Origin of the sequence: Lonsdalea quercina subsp. quercina (assembly GCF_000688655.1) — a bacterium.
In the GTDB taxonomy this organism is placed as follows: domain Bacteria; phylum Pseudomonadota; class Gammaproteobacteria; order Enterobacterales; family Enterobacteriaceae; genus Lonsdalea; species Lonsdalea quercina.
In genome coordinates this window covers 59,279-75,634 of sequence record NZ_JIBO01000005.1, presented here as the reverse complement: position 1 = coordinate 75,634, position 16,356 = coordinate 59,279, and the positions used below count along the sequence as shown (strand labels likewise).

Sequence of the window (16,356 nt, the reverse complement as noted above, 5' to 3'; positions counted from 1 at the left end):
CAACTGCCAACTGCCAACTGCCCAACTGCCCAACTGCCCAACTGCCCAACTGCCCAACTGCCCAACTGCCCAACTGCCCAACTGCCCAACTGCCCAACTGCCCAACTGCCTCCAGGCTACTCGCTGTTCCCTGATCCCAAGCTTGGTTATGTATTGGCGTGAGATTATTCCACCTCTTCTGTTTCTGCTGTCTACGCCGGGATGACGAGTCTCAACACGCTGTTGAAGCCGCTGGGAAGAGGGCGGATACTCAAGGGATTCTCAGGCTGTCGCCAGATTTAGGCAGAAAGGTTCTATTGGCCCTATGGCATTGACGCGCAGAAAACGCAGGCAAAAAAATCGGCGATGGCATCAGTAGAAATCATAGGGATAACATCGTGAGGTTCACGCAATCATTCCGGTTTTATTTATGAAGATAATGCAAGCGCGTGTTAGATACCCTATTAGGGCTGCGTCAGCTTTCTGTAGAAATATCGAAATGTCTGTAGTGATGACAAGGACGTGAGTGTGATACCGATGAATTAATAATAAAGGACAGCTTAGGTGATAGGCCTAAATCCTAAGGTGGTAAATGGAATGAATACAGTTCTTGTCGATTGTTGTCATTTTTTATATCAATCCGGTCGCCAATATTCTTTAAGCAGAAATTATGTTTTTCAAGATATAAAAAAAGTGTTTTGCTTTTTTTGAATATTAACGATGAGGTGACGGCGCTTTATCCATGATAAAACTATCTATGCTTGAATATTTAACATTAAAACAGCGCAAATAGGGTTGTATTTGCGCTGCTTTATTATGTTGGCCGACCAAACTGTTATTTTACCAATATAGACCGGCCGTGACTTACCACGTTTGACTTTCGCGCGTTGTAGATGTTCCGGATTAGATTTTTCCGTAACCCGCGCCAGCCATGATGGTTTTGATTAAGCTGGTGTTCATGGTCTGCACTTTATAGGAGTAAGGTATCTTAGCGGTATAGTTTGTGAAACCACAGCTTGATAAGCCAGCGGCGCTATTGTTGATAAGTGAATTTTTATCGGTAAAGACTTTGCCGTTAAACGCCTTCACGACACCACACTTGCTCTTTAGGTTGGCGATGTTGAACGCATTGCTCTCCGACAACAAGCTGCTGCTGGTGCCGATACCGAAGCTATAGAGATAGGCGTAGACGGAGGCATTCACATTACCGACAAATACGTTATTGAATGCATGAACATTGCCGAAACGCACGCGCGGAGCACGTTCACGGACCTGGTTGAACAGGTTGTTGTAGAAGGTCACGCGCAGTTTGCCCGCATCCTGTGAGCCATTGCTATCGGAATGGCCAATCAAGATGGTTTTGTCGTGCTGTTCAAAACGGTTATTGGAGACGGTGATATAGTCGGACCCCCGCTTGATATCTAACGCGCCGTCATGCTGCACATAGGTTGCACCGTTTTTCGTGGTGTATTTGTTGTCGGTAAAGCTACCGTCGCTAAAGGTGACATGGTCGATCCAGACGTGGTGAGACGTAATCACATTGATGGAGTCCCATTCAGCATTCCAGCCATCGCCCGATTCATAATGCGGTGCGACGTCGACGGGGGTTTCGATATAAACGTTACGGATAATAACGTTGCTGGCGCTGCTAATCACCAGCGAACCCTTGGTAAATTTACCCGAAGTCCCGATGCCGATAATGGTGGTGTTCGACGGAATGAGAAGCTGGCTGCGTGCCTTCTGGTCGTTGTAGGAAGAGTAGGCTTTACCCCCGCTTATATCGATGGTTCCCGTAATTTGAATGATCTTCGCCGTGCTTTTGGCGGCTAACGCTGCTTTAAACTCAGTGATGTTTTTCGCCGTGTAGATATTGGCGGCGGCGGCGGCTTTGCCCCCGCTGGTCGTTCCGTTCTGAGTCGCCCACCCTACCGTAGCCGCAGTACGGCCTTGAGCGCTTAGCAGACTGGCGGCCGAGGCGTTGGAGATCATCAACGCGGCAGTGATGCTGGCAATCAGCAGAGGTTTGGCATAAGAGAAAATACGTGAAAGTGATCCAGAAAACACTGGGGTTGTCCCTTTAGATAAATGAGTGACGTTCATCGACAAGTTCCTTCTTTGTTATAAAAAATGATTAATAAAATTCTTAATTAATCGAGGTGATATAAAGGTATTAAGTAATAGGCTCGTATTATTCAGAACTGTAAGCTTGGTTTTTTGATCGAAATCGTTTTTCTGAGAGAAAGTTAAAATTAAATAAAAAAGGTATTGCTTTGTGGAAGGTTGAGACGAAATGAATATTGCGTGGCGTGATTATATACATTGATAAATAGAGAGGTGTTGTTGAAATTCGTATTATTCCTATCATTTTTTATAGGTATTACTGAAAGAGATTTGCTGCATTGTTATTGGTCTTTTCTTATTGACTTGTTAGTTGATTTAATTTCAGTTCAATAAAAATAGAGTAAAGCGGCAACCGCGGATTAATAACCTTTGTACGATTGCCGTTTTTTATTTAGAGTTTACCGAAGCCGGCATTCCCGGCGATTTCGTCAGACAAGCTGGTCGTCATCGGTTGTACGGTATAGCTGTACGGGATGGNGTCGGCGTATGCCGTAAAACCGCAGGTAGATAAATCGATCTCGCTGCCGTTCAGCATGGAGCCTTTATCCGAGAAGATTTTGCCGTTATAAGCTTTCAGCACTTTGCAGCTATTGCTGAGGTTGCTAATGGTAAAACCATTGCCTTCGGACAATAGGCTGCTGCTGGTGCCGATGCCAAAACTGTACAAGTAAGGATAAGCCGTGTCTTTTACGTCCCCGATATAGACATTGTTGAAGGCATGTACGTTGCCGAAACGAATTCTCGGCGCACGTTCACGTACCCGGTTAAACAGGTTGTTGAAGAAAGTGACGTGCAGTTTGCCTTTGTCCTGGGCGGTATTGCTGTCGCTATGCCCGATCAGGACGGTTTTATCATGCAGCTCAAAGCGACTATTAGAAACGGTGACATAGTCGGAACCGCGTTTGATATCTAGCGCACCGTCGTGCTGTACATACGTTTCGCCATCCTTGGTCGTGTACTTGTCGTCCGTAAAACTGCCGTCGCTGATAGTCACATGATCGATCCATACATGGTCGGCGGTCTGAACATTCATCGCATCCCATTCCGCATTCCAGCCATCCCCCGACTCGAAATGCGGCTCAACGTCAACCGGCGTTTCAATATAGAGATTCCGCAAGATCACGTTGCTGACTTCTTTGACGATCAGCGAACCGTTGGTGAGTTTACCCTGGTCGCCAATACCGATGATTGTGGTGTTGGAAGGGACCTGGAGCTGGCTGCGTGCTTTTTGATCGTCAAAGCTCGTATAGGCGGTGCCGCCGCTGATGTCGATAGGCGCCGTAATCTGGATGATTTTGCTGGCGCTGCCAGCCGCCAGCGCCGTTTTGAACTCGTCGATCGTCGCGACGCTGTAGATGTTCTCTTCCGCTGCGGCGGAACCACCGGTGGTGGAACCGTTTTGTGATGCCCAACCGACGGCCGGTGCGGTGGTCAGGGCTTCCTGCGTCAGCACAGAACCAGCGATTGCGCTGGAAGACATCAGTGCCGTTGCAACGCTGACAAACAGTAAACTCGCCGACGTTTTCAGCAAGAAGGGGGACGAGGTCAATCGGCCGGGATGGCTTGATCCAGTGCGAGGTATAAGACGACTCATGAGGTTTTCTCCTTATTTTGCCCACGTAGCTCGCCTACGTTTCCCTGGTGTGAGAATGAAGGGCGGGTGGTTGAAATCCGTTCAAGGCGAGGAAATTAGCAATCCATATAGTTAGGTTCAATATCGTTATTGGTAATAATTATTCTTGGTCAAAAGGTAATATAAAAAATACTTAGTATCAGAATGGTCTTAGAGACCATCAAGAGAAAATCTCAACGGGAACAAGGAGGGGAAGGACGGGGCGCCAGCGAATGAGGACGCAGCCCAACATGAAAAAGATACAGGTGCCTGATGAGAAAAAGTCGCCCTGCGCAGAGAGGTAAAGGAAAGGCAAAACCCTTGCGCAGACTGGAGCTAATCGTTTGCGCAAAAACCTCCGTCAAAGCCTATCTTCGCCGGTGAGAATCGGTTTACACTATAAGCCAGTGCCTTTCGGGGTGATTATATTGCGTTGTAAAAAATGCACGTTATGAGTCAGGAGATCCGGATGTTAAAGCGTGAAATGAACATTGCCGATTATGATGCCGAGCTGTGGCAGGCCATGCAGCAGGAAGTCGTGCGTCAGGAAGAACATATTGAGCTGATTGCTTCAGAAAACTACACCAGCCCACGCGTCATGCAGGCACAGGGATCTCAGCTAACCAACAAATATGCGGAAGGATACCCGGGCAAACGCTATTACGGCGGCTGTGAATATGTCGATATTGTTGAGCAACTGGCCATCGACCGCGCGAAAGCGCTGTTCGGCGCTGACTACGCCAACGTACAGCCACACTCGGGTTCGCAAGCCAACTTTGCGGTTTATACTGCGCTGCTGCAGCCCGGCGATACCATTCTGGGTATGAACCTGGCTCACGGCGGTCACCTGACTCACGGCGCGCCGGTCAACCTGTCCGGTAAGCTGTACAAAGTCGTCCCCTACGGCATTGACGAAAGCGGCAAGATTGACTACGACGAAATGGCCGAATTAGCGCGTACGCACAAACCGAAAATGATCGTCGGCGGCTTCTCTGCTTATTCCGGCGTGGTCGACTGGGCGAAAATGCGTGAAATCGCTGATAGCGTGGGCGCTTACCTGTTCGTTGATATGGCTCACGTTGCGGGTCTGGTTGCAGCCGGCGTTTATCCGACGCCGGTGCCTCATGCGCACATCGTCACCACCACGACGCATAAAACCCTGGCGGGTCCGCGAGGCGGTCTGATCCTGGCGAAAGGCGGTGATGAGGATCTGTATAAGAAACTGAACTCCGCGGTATTCCCGGGTGGTCAGGGCGGCCCGCTGATGCATGTTATCGCCGGTAAAGCCGTCGCTCTGAAAGAAGCGATGGAACCGGAATTTACCGTTTACCAGCAGCAGGTTGCAAAAAACGCCAAAGAGATGGTGGATGTGTTCCTGGCACGGGGTTTCAACGTGGNGTCCGGCGGTACGCAAAACCACCTGTTCCTGTTGGATCTGGTCAGCAAAGATATCACGGGTAAGGAAGCCGATGCCGCGCTGGGCCGGGCGAATATTACGGTCAACAAAAACAGCGTGCCGAACGATCCTAAAAGCCCATTTGTGACCTCCGGTATCCGTATCGGTACGCCGTCCGCGACCCGCAGGGGCTTCAAAGAAGCTGAAGTGCGCGAACTGGCTGGCTGGATTTGTGACGTGCTGGATAACATCAACGACGAAGCGGTGATTAAGCGCACCAAGCAGAAAGTGCTGGAACTCTGCGCTCGTTTCCCTGTTTACGCCTAAGCCTGCGATGCGTGCTCCGTCACGCACCACGAATAAACGCCAGCGCAACGCTGGCGTTTTTTTATCTGTCGGACGTGGTTGCGCCAGTCAAACATCTTTGCCAAAGTAGCCAGCCGAACACAGGAGAACCCATGGTTTTACGATCCACTCGCTGGCTGGCTCTCAGCTATTTCACCTACTTTTTCTGCTACGGCATCTTTTTGCCTTTTTGGGGGCGTTGGCTGCAGGGAGAAGGTTTATCGGATGAAACCATTGGGCTATTGCTCGGCGCCGGTTTGGTCGCTCGCTGTTGCGGGAGTCTGGCGATTACTGCCGGGGTCGGGCATCCGTCCCGGCTCATCGGCGCACTGCGCGGTCTGGCGCTGGTCTCGCTGATCATGGCCTTCGGGTTCTGGCTCGGCAATGCGTGGTTGTGGCTTCTGCTGGTCATGATTGGGTTCAACCTGTTCTTCGCGCCGCTGGTGCCGCTGACCGATGCGCTGGCAAGTACCTGGCGGAAACAGCTCACGATGGACTACGGGCGGGTGCGGCTGTGGGGATCTATCGCGTTTGTTATTGGTTCTGCGGTCACCGGCGACCTGATTGCCGTCTGGGGGCATCCGGCCATTCTGATGGTTCTCTGCGCCGGGCTGCTGTGCATGTTGTTAGGCATGTTGTTTCGGCCTGAAACCGCGCCCCAGGCGGCGGCGTCTAAGGCGACCGATCTTGCCTCAACCCCATGGCGTCAGTTATTGAGTGAAACCGCCGTGTGGCGCTTTATGCTTGGCGTTACCCTGTTGCAGGGAGCGCATGCCGCGTATTACGGCTTCAGCGTCATTTACTGGCAGAATATGGGCTACTCGGCGTCGGTCGCGGGGTATCTTTGGTCGCTGGGCGTGGTCGCAGAGATTGTGATTTTTGCGCTCAGTCATCGTTTATTTCGGCGCTGGACGGCGCAGGGACTGCTGTTGCTCTCTGCCGCATGCGGCGTGATCCGCTGGGGGCTGATGGGAGCGACCGTGTCGCTGCCGTGGCTGATCGTGATTCAGCTATTACACTGCGGGACGTTTACGATATGCCATCTGTCGGCCATGCGCTTTATCTCCACGCGACAGGGCAGTGACGTGTTGAAGCTGCAAGCGGTGTATTCCGCGTTGGCGATGGGCGGCGGAATCGCTTTGGTCACGCTCTTTTCCGGTTATCTATTCAGCCATCTGCAGGGCAAAACATTCTGGGTGATGGCATTGTTGGCGGCTCCGGTCCTGTTTTTCCGGTTGCCGGATACGGCGAAGACGAAGACCTCCCTGAAAGAAAATCATTAATCAGAGGTGACGATGGTATTCGGTGCAATCACATCGCGATGGCCTGGCCGGTTGGCGGCGGCGCTGATGATTATGGGATGTGGCGCGACTTCGCAGGCGTTAGCGCACCCGCACAGTTTTATCGACATGCGCATGACCGTGGAGGGGCAAAACGATCTCATCACCGGCCTGCGCATGACGTGGACGATGGATCCTATGACCTCCGCCGATCTGCTCTACGATGCGGGCGCGGCGTCCCAAGAGGCGGAAGTCTGGAAGAAGCTGGCGGCGGAAGTCATGGCCAACGTGCTGGGTCAGCACTATTTCACCGATATCTTTCGCGATGGCGAGCCGGTTAAATATGCGCCGGTGCCAAGCGAATATCATCTTTCTCGTCACGGCAATCAGGCGGTGCTAGAGTTCGTGCTCCCGCTGGCCCATCCTCAGCCTCTGGCGGGAAAACCTTTGCTGATATCCACCTACGATCCGACCTACTTCGTCGACATGTCCTACAAAGGGGACAATGCGATCGCCGTTAATCCGGCATTGTCGTCTCGCTGCCATACTACGCTGACGACGCCGAAACCGGATGCTTCGTTGCAGTCTTATGCGCTCTCGTTAGATAAAAATGACAGCCCGGACGAAGACATGGCGCTGGGTCAACAATTTGCACAGCGGGTCGCATTGCAATGCCAATAAATCTCTCTTCTCATTCCGGCGGTCACGCGCGCCGCGCTGTGTGGCCGCTGTTGATCTTGCTGCTGGCCTTGGGCTGGGGACTCTATGAAGTCTGGGCCTGGTGGCCGGAGATGCTGCGCCAAAGCGTCATCTGGCAACGATCGCTTCACCAGCAAATGTCGCAGCTGATGGAAGCGGTCAGCACGCAGCCGCATCGCGCCGGTTGGAGCCTGCTTGCGTTCAGTCTGACCTACGGCATTTTGCATGCGCTTGGGCCGGGCCACGGCAAGGTGGTGATCGCCACCTATCTCGCTACGCATCCCTCTCGCCTGAAGCGCAGCCTCCAGCTCACCTTCGCCGCATCGCTGTTGCAGGGCATGGTCGCGGTGATGCTGGTGACGATAGTGCTCTCCGTGTTGCAGCTCTCCAGCCGGGTGCTGCACGTCAGCAGTTTTTGGATAGAGAAGGGCAGTTACCTGCTGGTGATGTTGCTCGGGGTATGGCTGTGCGTACGGGCTGTGCGGCGGCTGTTTGCGGCGCGAGCGGGGTCCCGTCCTCCCCGCATCCAGCGGCTTNCGCCGCTGACGGCAGCGCCGTCGTCGTCGGTGAGGCGCGTCGAGAATATCCGCGGTTCTGGCGCGCATGATGCGGGATGCGGCTGTGGGCATCAGCATGTTCCGCCGCCGGAAGCGCTTGCCGAAGACGGCGGGTGGCGTGCTCGCTTAATGGTGGTGCTGGCGATGGGATTACGTCCCTGTTCGGGCGCGATACTGGTGCTGTTGTTCGCCAAAGTCCTCGGCGTGTATGGCTGGGGAATTTTGTCTGCGTTGACGATGGCATTGGGCACCGCCTTTACGCTCTCCCTGCTGGCGGCGGCGGTCAGCACCTGCCGACGGCTGATGACGCGCCTCGGCGCAGGACGGGCTTCACCTCGGTGGCAGCAACTTTTCTGGTGTGCCTTATCCCTGAGCGGCGGCGCATTACTCATGGTGGTGGGCGTGGTGCTGTATGTCAGCGCCCAACCAGCCATGATGGGCGGCATTCGCCCGTTCGCGGGATAGTTGTGGATGGAGCGGCGCGGCTTCGCTGAGCTGGAAAGCCTGCCGGTCCAAAGCCTTGGTGTAGCCCAGGGCGGGGAGGGTTACTGCACCGGCTCCGTGACCAGTCCGTCGATCATCACCTGCGGTATGCCCTGTGAACAACGCTCAATACGCCCTCGTACGCCGTAAACGCGCGCCAGACTCTCTGCGGTAATAACCTCCGCCGGCTCCCCGTCGGCAATCAACTGACCATTTTGCAGCATCAACACGTGATCGCCGTGGCGAAGTGCGATGTTAATGTCGTGGACCACCACAACGGTGACGATGTTCCGGCGCTGGGTTTCTCGACGCACCAAATCCATTACGTGGAACTGGTAGTTGAGATCGAGCGCGCTGAGCGGTTCATCCAGCAGGAGCAGCGACGGCTGACGGATCAGCGACTGAGCCAGCCCGACCAGCTGTTTTTGCCCCCCGGATAGCTGGTCCAGATAGCTCAGAGCCAGATGCTCGATACCCAGCTGTTGGAGTAGCGTCATGACCTCGTCTTTATCGTCGCGCAGGGACAGACCTCCGCTGGCGCGCTGGGCGACGATAATCGACTCCAGGACGTGCAGATGCACCCCGGCCGGCAGCGACTGAGGGAGGTAAACCACCTTTTCGGCGCGCTTGCTGAAAGGCTGCTGCATCAGGTTCACGTCGTCCAGATAGACGTCCCCCTTCGCATTGCCCAGCCCGGCAATTGCTCGCAGCAACGTAGATTTCCCGCTGCCGTTCGGTCCCAGCAACACGGTGATTTTGCCTCTTGGGAGCTTCGGCACGTTGAGGTCCCCGATCACCGGGCGCTTGGGATAGCCTGCGTGGAAGTGGGCCAGGGTCAGCCCTTTCGGTGACGAATTCATACGTTCCCCCTATGCCGCAGAATAATACTCAGGAAGAAAGGCACGCCGACCAGTGAGGTGACAATGCCGACGGGAATGATGACGCCCGGCAGCAGGTTCTTGGACACCACGGAGGCCAGCGACAGCACCAGCGCGCCGGTCAACGCGCTGGCCGGCAGATAAAAGCGGTGATCTTCGCCGAAGATCAGCCGTGCGATATGCGGCGCCACCAGGCCGATAAAGCCGATGGGACCGACGAAGGCGACCGACAGCGCGGACAATATGCTAATGCGCAGCAGCGTCGCCAGCCGCAGACGGCGCACGTTGATGCCGAAGCTGATCGCCCGGTCTTCGCCCAGACGCAGCGCCGTCAGCTTCCACGCGTTCATCATCGAGAGCGGCATGACCACCGTCAGCACCAGCAGCAGAACGCCGAGTTTTTCCCACGATGCGCGGGCCAGACTGCCCATTGTCCAGAAGACAAGCCCTTGCAGCGTGTCTTCGTTGGCGACGAACTGTAGCATGGACACCAGCGCGTTAAAGGTGAACACGAGTGCGATGCCGAAGAGCACCACGCCTGAAGAGGCGACCTGTGTCCAGCGGGTGATGGCATCAAGCAGCAGCGCGGCCAACAGAGCGAACAGGAACGCATTGGCGGAGATAAACCACTGGGCTGGAATGCCGGGAAGGCCAATACCGAGCACGATGGCCAGCNCCGCGCCAAACGCGGCGGCTGAGGAGACGCCCAACGTAAACGGGCTGGCGAGCGGATTATTGAGGATCGTCTGCATTTCCGCGCCTGCTAGCCCCAGCGCCAGGCCGACGACGACCGCCATCAGCGCATAGGGCAGACGGATATCCCAGACAATCACGCGGATACCGGCATCTGCCGCCGCGGGGTCGGTCAGCGTTTGCCACAGCGTTTCCAGCGGCAGGCCCGATGGGCCGAGGACAAAGTCCAGCAGCAGCGAGGCGACGATCGCTATCACCAGGACGGCCATAATCAGCATGCGATGTCGCACGATATGCTGATAGCGATGCATAATGCGTTGTTTGGCAGCGGGGCTACCATGGTGAGTCGATTCGGTCGTAACACTCATGAAAGTTACTCAGCCTGTTTCCAGGAAAAAATAAATTCGCTATCGGGCAATGTCGTGAAGCGGCGAATAATGTCGTGGTAGGAGGCGTCCGGGTTCAGATCGCTGAACTGCTGAGGGTAGATTGCCTTAGCCAGATATTCCATACCAATGACATTGTACGGGTGATTATAGAAGTGGTGATATAGGCCGAATGCTTGTTTTTTCTGCACGGCTGGAATTTGTGCCACGCCGGTCCGGCTGAGCAGCTGGTTTCCTCTGCCATCGAGATTCGCCTTGTCCGCGCCATAACCCAGCTGCAACAGCGGACTGGCGCCGTCGCCGCGTTTCGACCCGGTCATGATGTAAACGTCCGGTTTCATGCTGATGAGCTTTTCCAAAGACACATAACCATAGGCGCCCGGAAGCAGCGTTGAGCCGATATTCCGTGCGCCGACGGCTTCGACCAGCCCGCCCCAGCCGTTATGTGCATGACTGAAGCAGCAAGTTTCAGAACGACCGGCCAGCGCTTCGATGAACACATTGGCTTTCGGCGTGATGGCGGCGGTGCGTTGCTGAATGGCGGCGAGATGCTGGTGATAAAAATCCGTATAGGCTTTGGCGTTATCTTCGCGGTTCAGCACGTGTCCCAGCAGGGCTATGCTGGCGGTCGTGTTTTTGACCGGCGCGATTTCAAAATCGATGAAGATGACGGGGACGCCGAGCGTGCGCAATTTGCTGAGTATACCGTTATCGGTCAGCGAGGGTTTGGCGCGCATTTGCGCAATCATCAGGTCGGGCCGCTGCGCCAGTACGCTTTCCAGCTCGATATCGCCTTTATCGCTGAATCCCATTTCCAGGATAGACGCTGCCTGCGGCCATTTGCCTTTCAACATGTTCCATGTCGCGGTGTCGGATGTTCTGGGCAGGTTATTCCAGGCCACCAACCGCTGAAATGGATCCTCGCGATCCAACAGCGCCAGCGCCATGATGTCTCGGCCGTCCTGCAAGACAATGCGCCGTGGCTCCTGCTTGAGCGTGACGTTCTGCCCGTCGAGATCGGTCACCGTGACGGGATACTGCGTAGCATGGCTAATAAAGGAAGCCGTAAGNGCGGCGACCAGCAAAACATGTCGAAACAGGGGGATGAACATAACGAGACGGCACTCCGTCCTTAAAATGAGTTTAATAATTATTATCATATGTGAAAGGGGGGGCTTTCAACCAACGAAAAAGTTAAAAAACAAAAGTTAGTGAGCGTTGAGGTGTTCGACCTTTACGTCGCCAATATGCGGAAATTCACGCCTTTCATCTTAAAAAAGCGACAAAGCTGGATAATGACGAGGTTATTCACGTAAGACGGAAACCACCTAAGGTCATTGATGCATTGGGGGTATTGTGTACAGGGAATCCTCGTTACAGTCCTTTGGTTTCCGCCTGGTCTGTCGGCATCGTCATGATGAATCGAAACGAATGGATGAGATCACCAGTTCGGCATCAGCGCGTCAATGAGGTCCGCAGGCTGAGATAGGGAGCACGTACCGGCGAGTGTGGCGCTTGATGAAGGGGGGACGTTACTGAAGTGTATAAGGGAAAACGCTTGGGGGCCGTGGCAGGAATAAAAGAAAACGGCGGTTAGCCGACCGAAGTCGACTAACCGGGACAAACTCAACGTTTCAATGCATCGCTCAGGTTGTCGCGGACGTTGGACAACAAGGATTTCACCACGCGCGGGTTGCCTGCGACGATGTTGCCGGTCGTCAGGTAATTGTGGCCGCCGACGAAGTCGGTCACGATACCGCCTGCTTCACGTACCAGCAGTTCACCGCCAGCAAAGTCCCACGGCTTGAGGCCGATTTCGAAGAAACCATCAACGCGGCCCGCGGCAACGTAAGCCAGATCCAGCGCGGCGGAACCGGTGCGGCGGAAGTCCGCGCACAGACCGAACAGACCTTCCATCATGCGGAAGTAGCTGGCGGAATGCTGTTTGTGCTTGAACGGGAAGCCGGTGGCGAGGATGGTGCCGTCCAGGTCGCGAGCGTTGCTGCTGCGTAAACGATAGCCGTTCAGCTGAGCGCCCTGACCGCGAGTGGCGGTGAACAGCTCATTACGCATTGGATCGTACACAGCCGCAACTTCGGTGCGGCCTTTGATGCGAACAGCGATGGAAACCGCGAAGTGCGGCAGACGTTTAATAAAGTTGGAAGTGCCATCCAGGGGATCGATAATCCATTGAATATCCTGGTCTTCTCCGACCAGTTCTCCGCACTCTTCACTGATGATGGTGTGCTGAGGGTATGATTTGCGAATGATTTCAATAATCAGGCGCTCTGCATCCCGATCGACATTGGTGACAAAATCGTTACTGCCTTTCTGGCTCGCCTCGACGGCGTCGGGCGTTTCATAGTTTTTGGCAATTAAATTACCGCCTTTACGCGCGGCGCGCACGGCAATGTTCAGCATCGGATGCATGGTATCGTCCACAAGAATGTTAAAGAACAGAAATCGGCGCGCAGTATACCAGCAAAAGAGAAAATAGCGAAGATTGTGTTAACATAGTCCGCATTTCCTTTTTCGCACTATTGAGTCAGCATGTTAGAAAATATACGCATTGTCCTGGTGGAAACGTCCCACACCGGCAACATGGGATCGGCCGCAAGGGCGATGAAAACCATGGGGTTGAGCAATCTTTATCTGGTTAATCCGTTGGTTAAGCCTGATTCACAGGCGATCGCGCTTTCCGCCGGCGCGAGCGACGTCATCGGGAATGCGACGCTGGTTGAAAATCTGGATCAGGCGTTGGAAGGCTGCAGTCTGGTTATTGGGACCAGCGCCCGTTCGCGTACGCTGCCGTGGCCAATGCTGGAGCCACGCGAATGTGGCGTTCGTAGCGCGCAAGAGTCGCGACATGCGCCTGTCGCCATCGTATTTGGCCGTGAACGGGTCGGGTTGACCAATGATGAACTGCAGAAATGCCATTATCATGTGGCGATCCCGGCAAACCCGGAGTACAGCTCGCTGAACTTGGCGATGGCGGTGCAGATTCTGTCTTACGAAATCCGCGTCGCGCATCTGGATAATGAGCAGATGGATACGCCCAATCATGAAGAAACCCCGTATCCGCTGGTGGACGATTTGGAGCGCTTTTATCAGCATCTGGAGTCCACGTTGCACGAGACCGGTTTCATCCGTCAGTCGCATCAGGGGCAGGTCATGAGCAAGCTGCGTAGACTGTTTACCCGCGCGCGCCCGGAAAGTCAGGAGCTTAATATTCTGCGTGGCATCCTGAGTTCTATCCATAAGAATGACCGGTGAGTAGCGAGTAATAGTTGAGTGTTTTACTCGGATAAATACTTGACTGAAATACTCGGGAATGACAGACTAATGTCACATTTCGACCCCTCCTGTGTTTAAAAAACATGGGTTCATTCTACGGATACCATTGATATGAGACTGACTTCTAAAGGCCGTTATGCCGTTACCGCCATGCTGGATGTAGCACTGCATTCTCAGGAAGGCCCTGTTCCTCTGGCCGACATCTCTGAACGTCAGGGCATTTCGCTTTCGTATCTTGAACAGCTTTTCTCCCGCCTGCGTAAAAACGGCCTGGTTTCCAGCGTTCGTGGACCGGGCGGCGGCTATTTGCTGGGTAGAGACGCTAATGATATCGCCGTCGGTGCGGTTATCTCCGCCGTAGACGAATCGGTCGATGCGACCCGTTGCCAGGGGCGCGAAGGTTGCCAGGGCGGCGATCGCTGCCTGACGCATACGCTGTGGCGCGATCTGAGCGACCGCATCACCGATTTCCTCAACAACATCACTCTGGGCGAGCTGGTCAACAACAAAGATATTCTTGATGTTGCCGACCGTCAGGATGCCGACACGCGTCGTACCTCTACCGGCCGCACCCAGGAAACGATCAACGTTAACCTGCGCGCCTGAAAAAGGTTCGGGGACGTCTGACAACGTATGGCGTTGGCCCTGAGGGGTGCGGGNAGGAGCGCCCGACTATAAACAAAACGCAGAGTACGTTTTGGTGTGAAGTACGGAGTTAATGAGCAATGAAGTTACCCATTTATCTGGATTATTCAGCCACGACGCCGGTTGATCCGCGTGTGGCTGAAAAAATGATGAAGTTCCTGACGATGGACGGTACGTTCGGTAATGCCGCGTCCCGTTCGCATCGTTATGGTTGGCAGGCAGAAGAAGCGGTGGACGTCGCCCGCAACCAGATTGCTGATCTGGTTGGCGCGGATCCTCGTGAAATCGTCTTCACCTCGGGCGCCACGGAAGCGGATAATCTGGCGATCAAAGGCGCTGCCGCCGCTCATCAGGAAAAGGGTAAGCACATCATTACCTGCGTGACTGAGCACAAAGCCGTGCTGGATCCCTGCCATCAGCTAGAGCGTGACGGGTTCGACGTCACCTATCTCACGCCGATGAGCCACGGCATCATCGACTTAGATGTGCTGGAAGCCGCTTTTCGCGACGACACGATTCTGGTTTCCATCATGCATGCCAACAACGAAGTGGGCGTGGTGCAGGATATCGCCGCTATCGGCGATCTGTGTCATCGTCGCGGCATTCTCTACCATGTCGATGCCACGCAGAGCGTCGGTAAATTACCGATCGATCTCGGCCAGCTCAATGTCGATCTGATGTCGTTCTCCGGTCACAAGATTTATGGCCCGAAGGGTATCGGCGCGCTGTTTGTTCGCCGCAATCCGCGTGTGCGTATCGAAGCCCAGATGCACGGCGGCGGCCACGAGCGCGGAATGCGTTCGGGGACGTTGCCGGTGCATCAGATCGTTGGCATGGGCGAAGCCTATCGCATCGCGGCGGAAGAAATGGAAACAGATTTTTCGCGCTTGCGGACCCTACGCGATCGGCTATGGAACGGCATTCGGAATATTGAAGAAATATATTTGAATGGCGACCTGTCTCAAAGCATCCCTAACCTTCTTAACGTCAGCTTTAACTACGTCGAGGGCGAATCGCTGCTCATGGCGTTGAAAGACCTGGCGGTCTCTTCAGGCTCGGCCTGTACTTCCGCCAGCCTTGAGCCTTCTTATGTGCTGCGGGCGCTGGGGGTTAACGAAACGCTGGCGCTCAGCTCCATCCGCTTCTCGCTGGGGCGTTTCAGCACGGAAGAGGAAGTAGATTACGCCGTTGGGCAGATACATAAAGCCGTCGACCGGCTGCGTAACGTCTCTCCAGACTGGAAAGCGTTTAAACAGAACGCGAAGAACGCCAGCATTGCTTTGGCGCCTCAATCCTAAGGCGTTGCCATCATCCCGACAGGTGTTGTTGACCGGGCGATTCTGCTCGGTCAACGCTGCAGTTAACTCTCCTCGTCATCGATTGATTACCTGGTAAGGGATTGAATTAACGCTCGAGTCGAGAGCGTTAAACGCTCAATCACGCGCTCCACGCTTCAAGTTGTTCACGGCTTTCTGCCGACCGCTCCGGATCCCCTCTCACCTGACTGGCTTTAAAACGTCCTTTGTGCTGATACAACGTGGGATTTTCCTGTTTTTGAGCGTGATTCCCGGCGAGTTACGCCAGTGGCGGGGCGTAGATATGCTATCTTGACCCAGGTTTTTGTCGCAGGACTAATGGGGCAGGATTGGTAATAACCTGTCCTGGTACTGGCATCGTGAGCGCGTATCGATGACAAGAGGGCGGTACTTGAGAACGTCCGGTGACCACCGAGGGCAAAGATGACGTATGGGCCGTAAAAACGTCACATTACACTATATTGATACACGCACTGGCTTATGCTCCGTCTGCCTGCTGGGCGAGACGGATTGATACGAGGATCGGCGGTCGAATATTGCCATACCGATTCCCGTAAGAGTGACCCCTCTGCATGATGGAATGAGCATAGGGATGATTTGAACGATCGGCCACCTTACCGTGACCTGAAAAGGTTGGAAGAGATGCGGTTCTCTGGTTGGATAAAAGCTGAA

At 54.4% G+C, this 16,356-nt stretch carries 13 protein-coding genes; 7 read left to right on the top strand and 6 right to left on the bottom strand.

Going from position 1 to position 16,356, the window contains the following annotated elements:
• Positions 1 to 882 precede the first annotated feature (882 nt).
• Both RZ35_RS05105 and RZ35_RS05100 read right to left on the bottom strand, forming a co-directional pair.
• Positions 883 to 2,079 carry a pectate lyase family protein gene (locus tag RZ35_RS05105; RefSeq protein ID WP_026742325.1) on the bottom strand — a complete coding sequence of 399 codons (1,197 nt, stop codon included), beginning with the start codon at positions 2,077 to 2,079 and terminating at the stop codon, positions 883 to 885.
• 412 nt (positions 2,080 to 2,491) lie between these two features.
• Positions 2,492 to 3,694: a polysaccharide lyase gene (locus RZ35_RS05100; RefSeq protein ID WP_026742324.1), complete on the bottom strand. Its 1,203-nt coding sequence runs from the start codon at positions 3,692 to 3,694 to the stop codon at positions 2,492 to 2,494.
• Between the two features lie 487 nt (positions 3,695 to 4,181).
• On the opposite strand from RZ35_RS05100, the gene glyA reads away from it, so the two are divergent.
• The 4 genes from glyA to RZ35_RS05080 all read left to right on the top strand — a co-directional run bounded on the left by glyA (position 4,182) and on the right by RZ35_RS05080 (position 8,454).
• Positions 4,182 to 5,435 (top strand): serine hydroxymethyltransferase, encoded by a 1,254-nt coding sequence (gene glyA, locus RZ35_RS05095; protein ID WP_026742323.1) that lies wholly within the window; start codon positions 4,182 to 4,184, stop codon positions 5,433 to 5,435.
• Between the two features lie 131 nt (positions 5,436 to 5,566).
• Positions 5,567 to 6,736 (top strand): 3-phenylpropionate MFS transporter, encoded by a 1,170-nt coding sequence (locus tag RZ35_RS05090; protein WP_026742322.1) that lies wholly within the window; start codon positions 5,567 to 5,569, stop codon positions 6,734 to 6,736.
• A gap of 72 nt (positions 6,737 to 6,808) precedes the next feature.
• Positions 6,809 to 7,414 carry a DUF1007 family protein gene (locus RZ35_RS05085; protein ID WP_036152747.1) on the top strand — a complete coding sequence of 202 codons (606 nt, stop codon included), beginning with the start codon at positions 6,809 to 6,811 and terminating at the stop codon, positions 7,412 to 7,414.
• Positions 7,405 to 8,454, top strand: a complete 1,050-nt coding sequence (locus RZ35_RS05080) for a nickel/cobalt transporter (protein ID WP_026742320.1) — start codon at positions 7,405 to 7,407, stop codon at positions 8,452 to 8,454. Before RZ35_RS05085 ends, RZ35_RS05080 begins: the two co-directional genes overlap by 10 nt.
• An 80-nt stretch (positions 8,455 to 8,534) precedes the next feature.
• Here the strand turns inward: RZ35_RS05080 and RZ35_RS05075 are convergent, their stop codons facing one another.
• The 4 genes from RZ35_RS05075 to suhB all read right to left on the bottom strand — a co-directional run bounded on the left by RZ35_RS05075 (position 8,535) and on the right by suhB (position 12,859).
• Positions 8,535 to 9,332, bottom strand: coding sequence for an ABC transporter ATP-binding protein (locus RZ35_RS05075; protein ID WP_026742319.1), 798 nt, complete (start codon positions 9,330 to 9,332; stop codon positions 8,535 to 8,537).
• On the bottom strand, positions 9,329 to 10,411 hold the full coding sequence (locus RZ35_RS05070) for a FecCD family ABC transporter permease (RefSeq protein WP_026742318.1): 1,083 nt from the start codon (positions 10,409 to 10,411) through the stop codon (positions 9,329 to 9,331). Before RZ35_RS05070 ends, RZ35_RS05075 begins: the two co-directional genes overlap by 4 nt.
• A gap of 5 nt (positions 10,412 to 10,416) precedes the next feature.
• A complete protein-coding gene (locus RZ35_RS05065) occupies positions 10,417 to 11,541 on the bottom strand; it encodes an ABC transporter substrate-binding protein (RefSeq protein ID WP_051625483.1) in 1,125 nt (374 codons plus the stop codon).
• A 514-nt stretch (positions 11,542 to 12,055) separates the two neighbouring features.
• Positions 12,056 to 12,859: an inositol-1-monophosphatase gene (gene suhB / locus RZ35_RS05060; RefSeq protein ID WP_026742316.1), complete on the bottom strand. Its 804-nt coding sequence runs from the start codon at positions 12,857 to 12,859 to the stop codon at positions 12,056 to 12,058.
• Between the two features lie 120 nt (positions 12,860 to 12,979).
• Between suhB and trmJ the strand changes: the two genes are divergently transcribed.
• From trmJ to RZ35_RS05045, 3 genes are all read left to right on the top strand, one after another.
• Positions 12,980 to 13,702 carry a tRNA (cytosine(32)/uridine(32)-2'-O)-methyltransferase TrmJ gene (trmJ, locus tag RZ35_RS05055; RefSeq protein WP_026742315.1) on the top strand — a complete coding sequence of 241 codons (723 nt, stop codon included), beginning with the start codon at positions 12,980 to 12,982 and terminating at the stop codon, positions 13,700 to 13,702.
• Between the two features lie 132 nt (positions 13,703 to 13,834).
• Complete coding sequence (gene iscR / locus RZ35_RS05050; protein WP_026738381.1) at positions 13,835 to 14,329, top strand: Fe-S cluster assembly transcriptional regulator IscR; 495 nt, start codon at positions 13,835 to 13,837, stop codon at positions 14,327 to 14,329.
• A 119-nt stretch (positions 14,330 to 14,448) separates the two neighbouring features.
• Complete coding sequence (locus tag RZ35_RS05045) at positions 14,449 to 15,666, top strand: IscS subfamily cysteine desulfurase (protein WP_026742314.1); 1,218 nt, start codon at positions 14,449 to 14,451, stop codon at positions 15,664 to 15,666.
• Positions 15,667 to 16,356 lie beyond the last annotated feature (690 nt).

Coding starts and splice junctions, on each gene's coding strand:
- RZ35_RS05075 (WP_026742319.1), bottom strand. CDS start 9,332: ATGAATTCGTCACCGAAAGGGCTGACCCTGGCCCACTTCCACGCAGGC.
- suhB (WP_026742316.1), bottom strand. CDS start 12,859: ATGCATCCGATGCTGAACATTGCCGTGCGCGCCGCGCGTAAAGGCGGT.
- RZ35_RS05090 (WP_026742322.1), top strand. CDS start 5,567: ATGGTTTTACGATCCACTCGCTGGCTGGCTCTCAGCTATTTCACCTAC.
- trmJ (WP_026742315.1), top strand. CDS start 12,980: ATGTTAGAAAATATACGCATTGTCCTGGTGGAAACGTCCCACACCGGC.
- RZ35_RS05045 (WP_026742314.1), top strand. CDS start 14,449: ATGAAGTTACCCATTTATCTGGATTATTCAGCCACGACGCCGGTTGAT.
- iscR (WP_026738381.1), top strand. CDS start 13,835: ATGAGACTGACTTCTAAAGGCCGTTATGCCGTTACCGCCATGCTGGAT.
- RZ35_RS05105 (WP_026742325.1), bottom strand. CDS start 2,079: ATGAACGTCACTCATTTATCTAAAGGGACAACCCCAGTGTTTTCTGGA.
- RZ35_RS05085 (WP_036152747.1), top strand. CDS start 6,809: ATGGGATGTGGCGCGACTTCGCAGGCGTTAGCGCACCCGCACAGTTTT.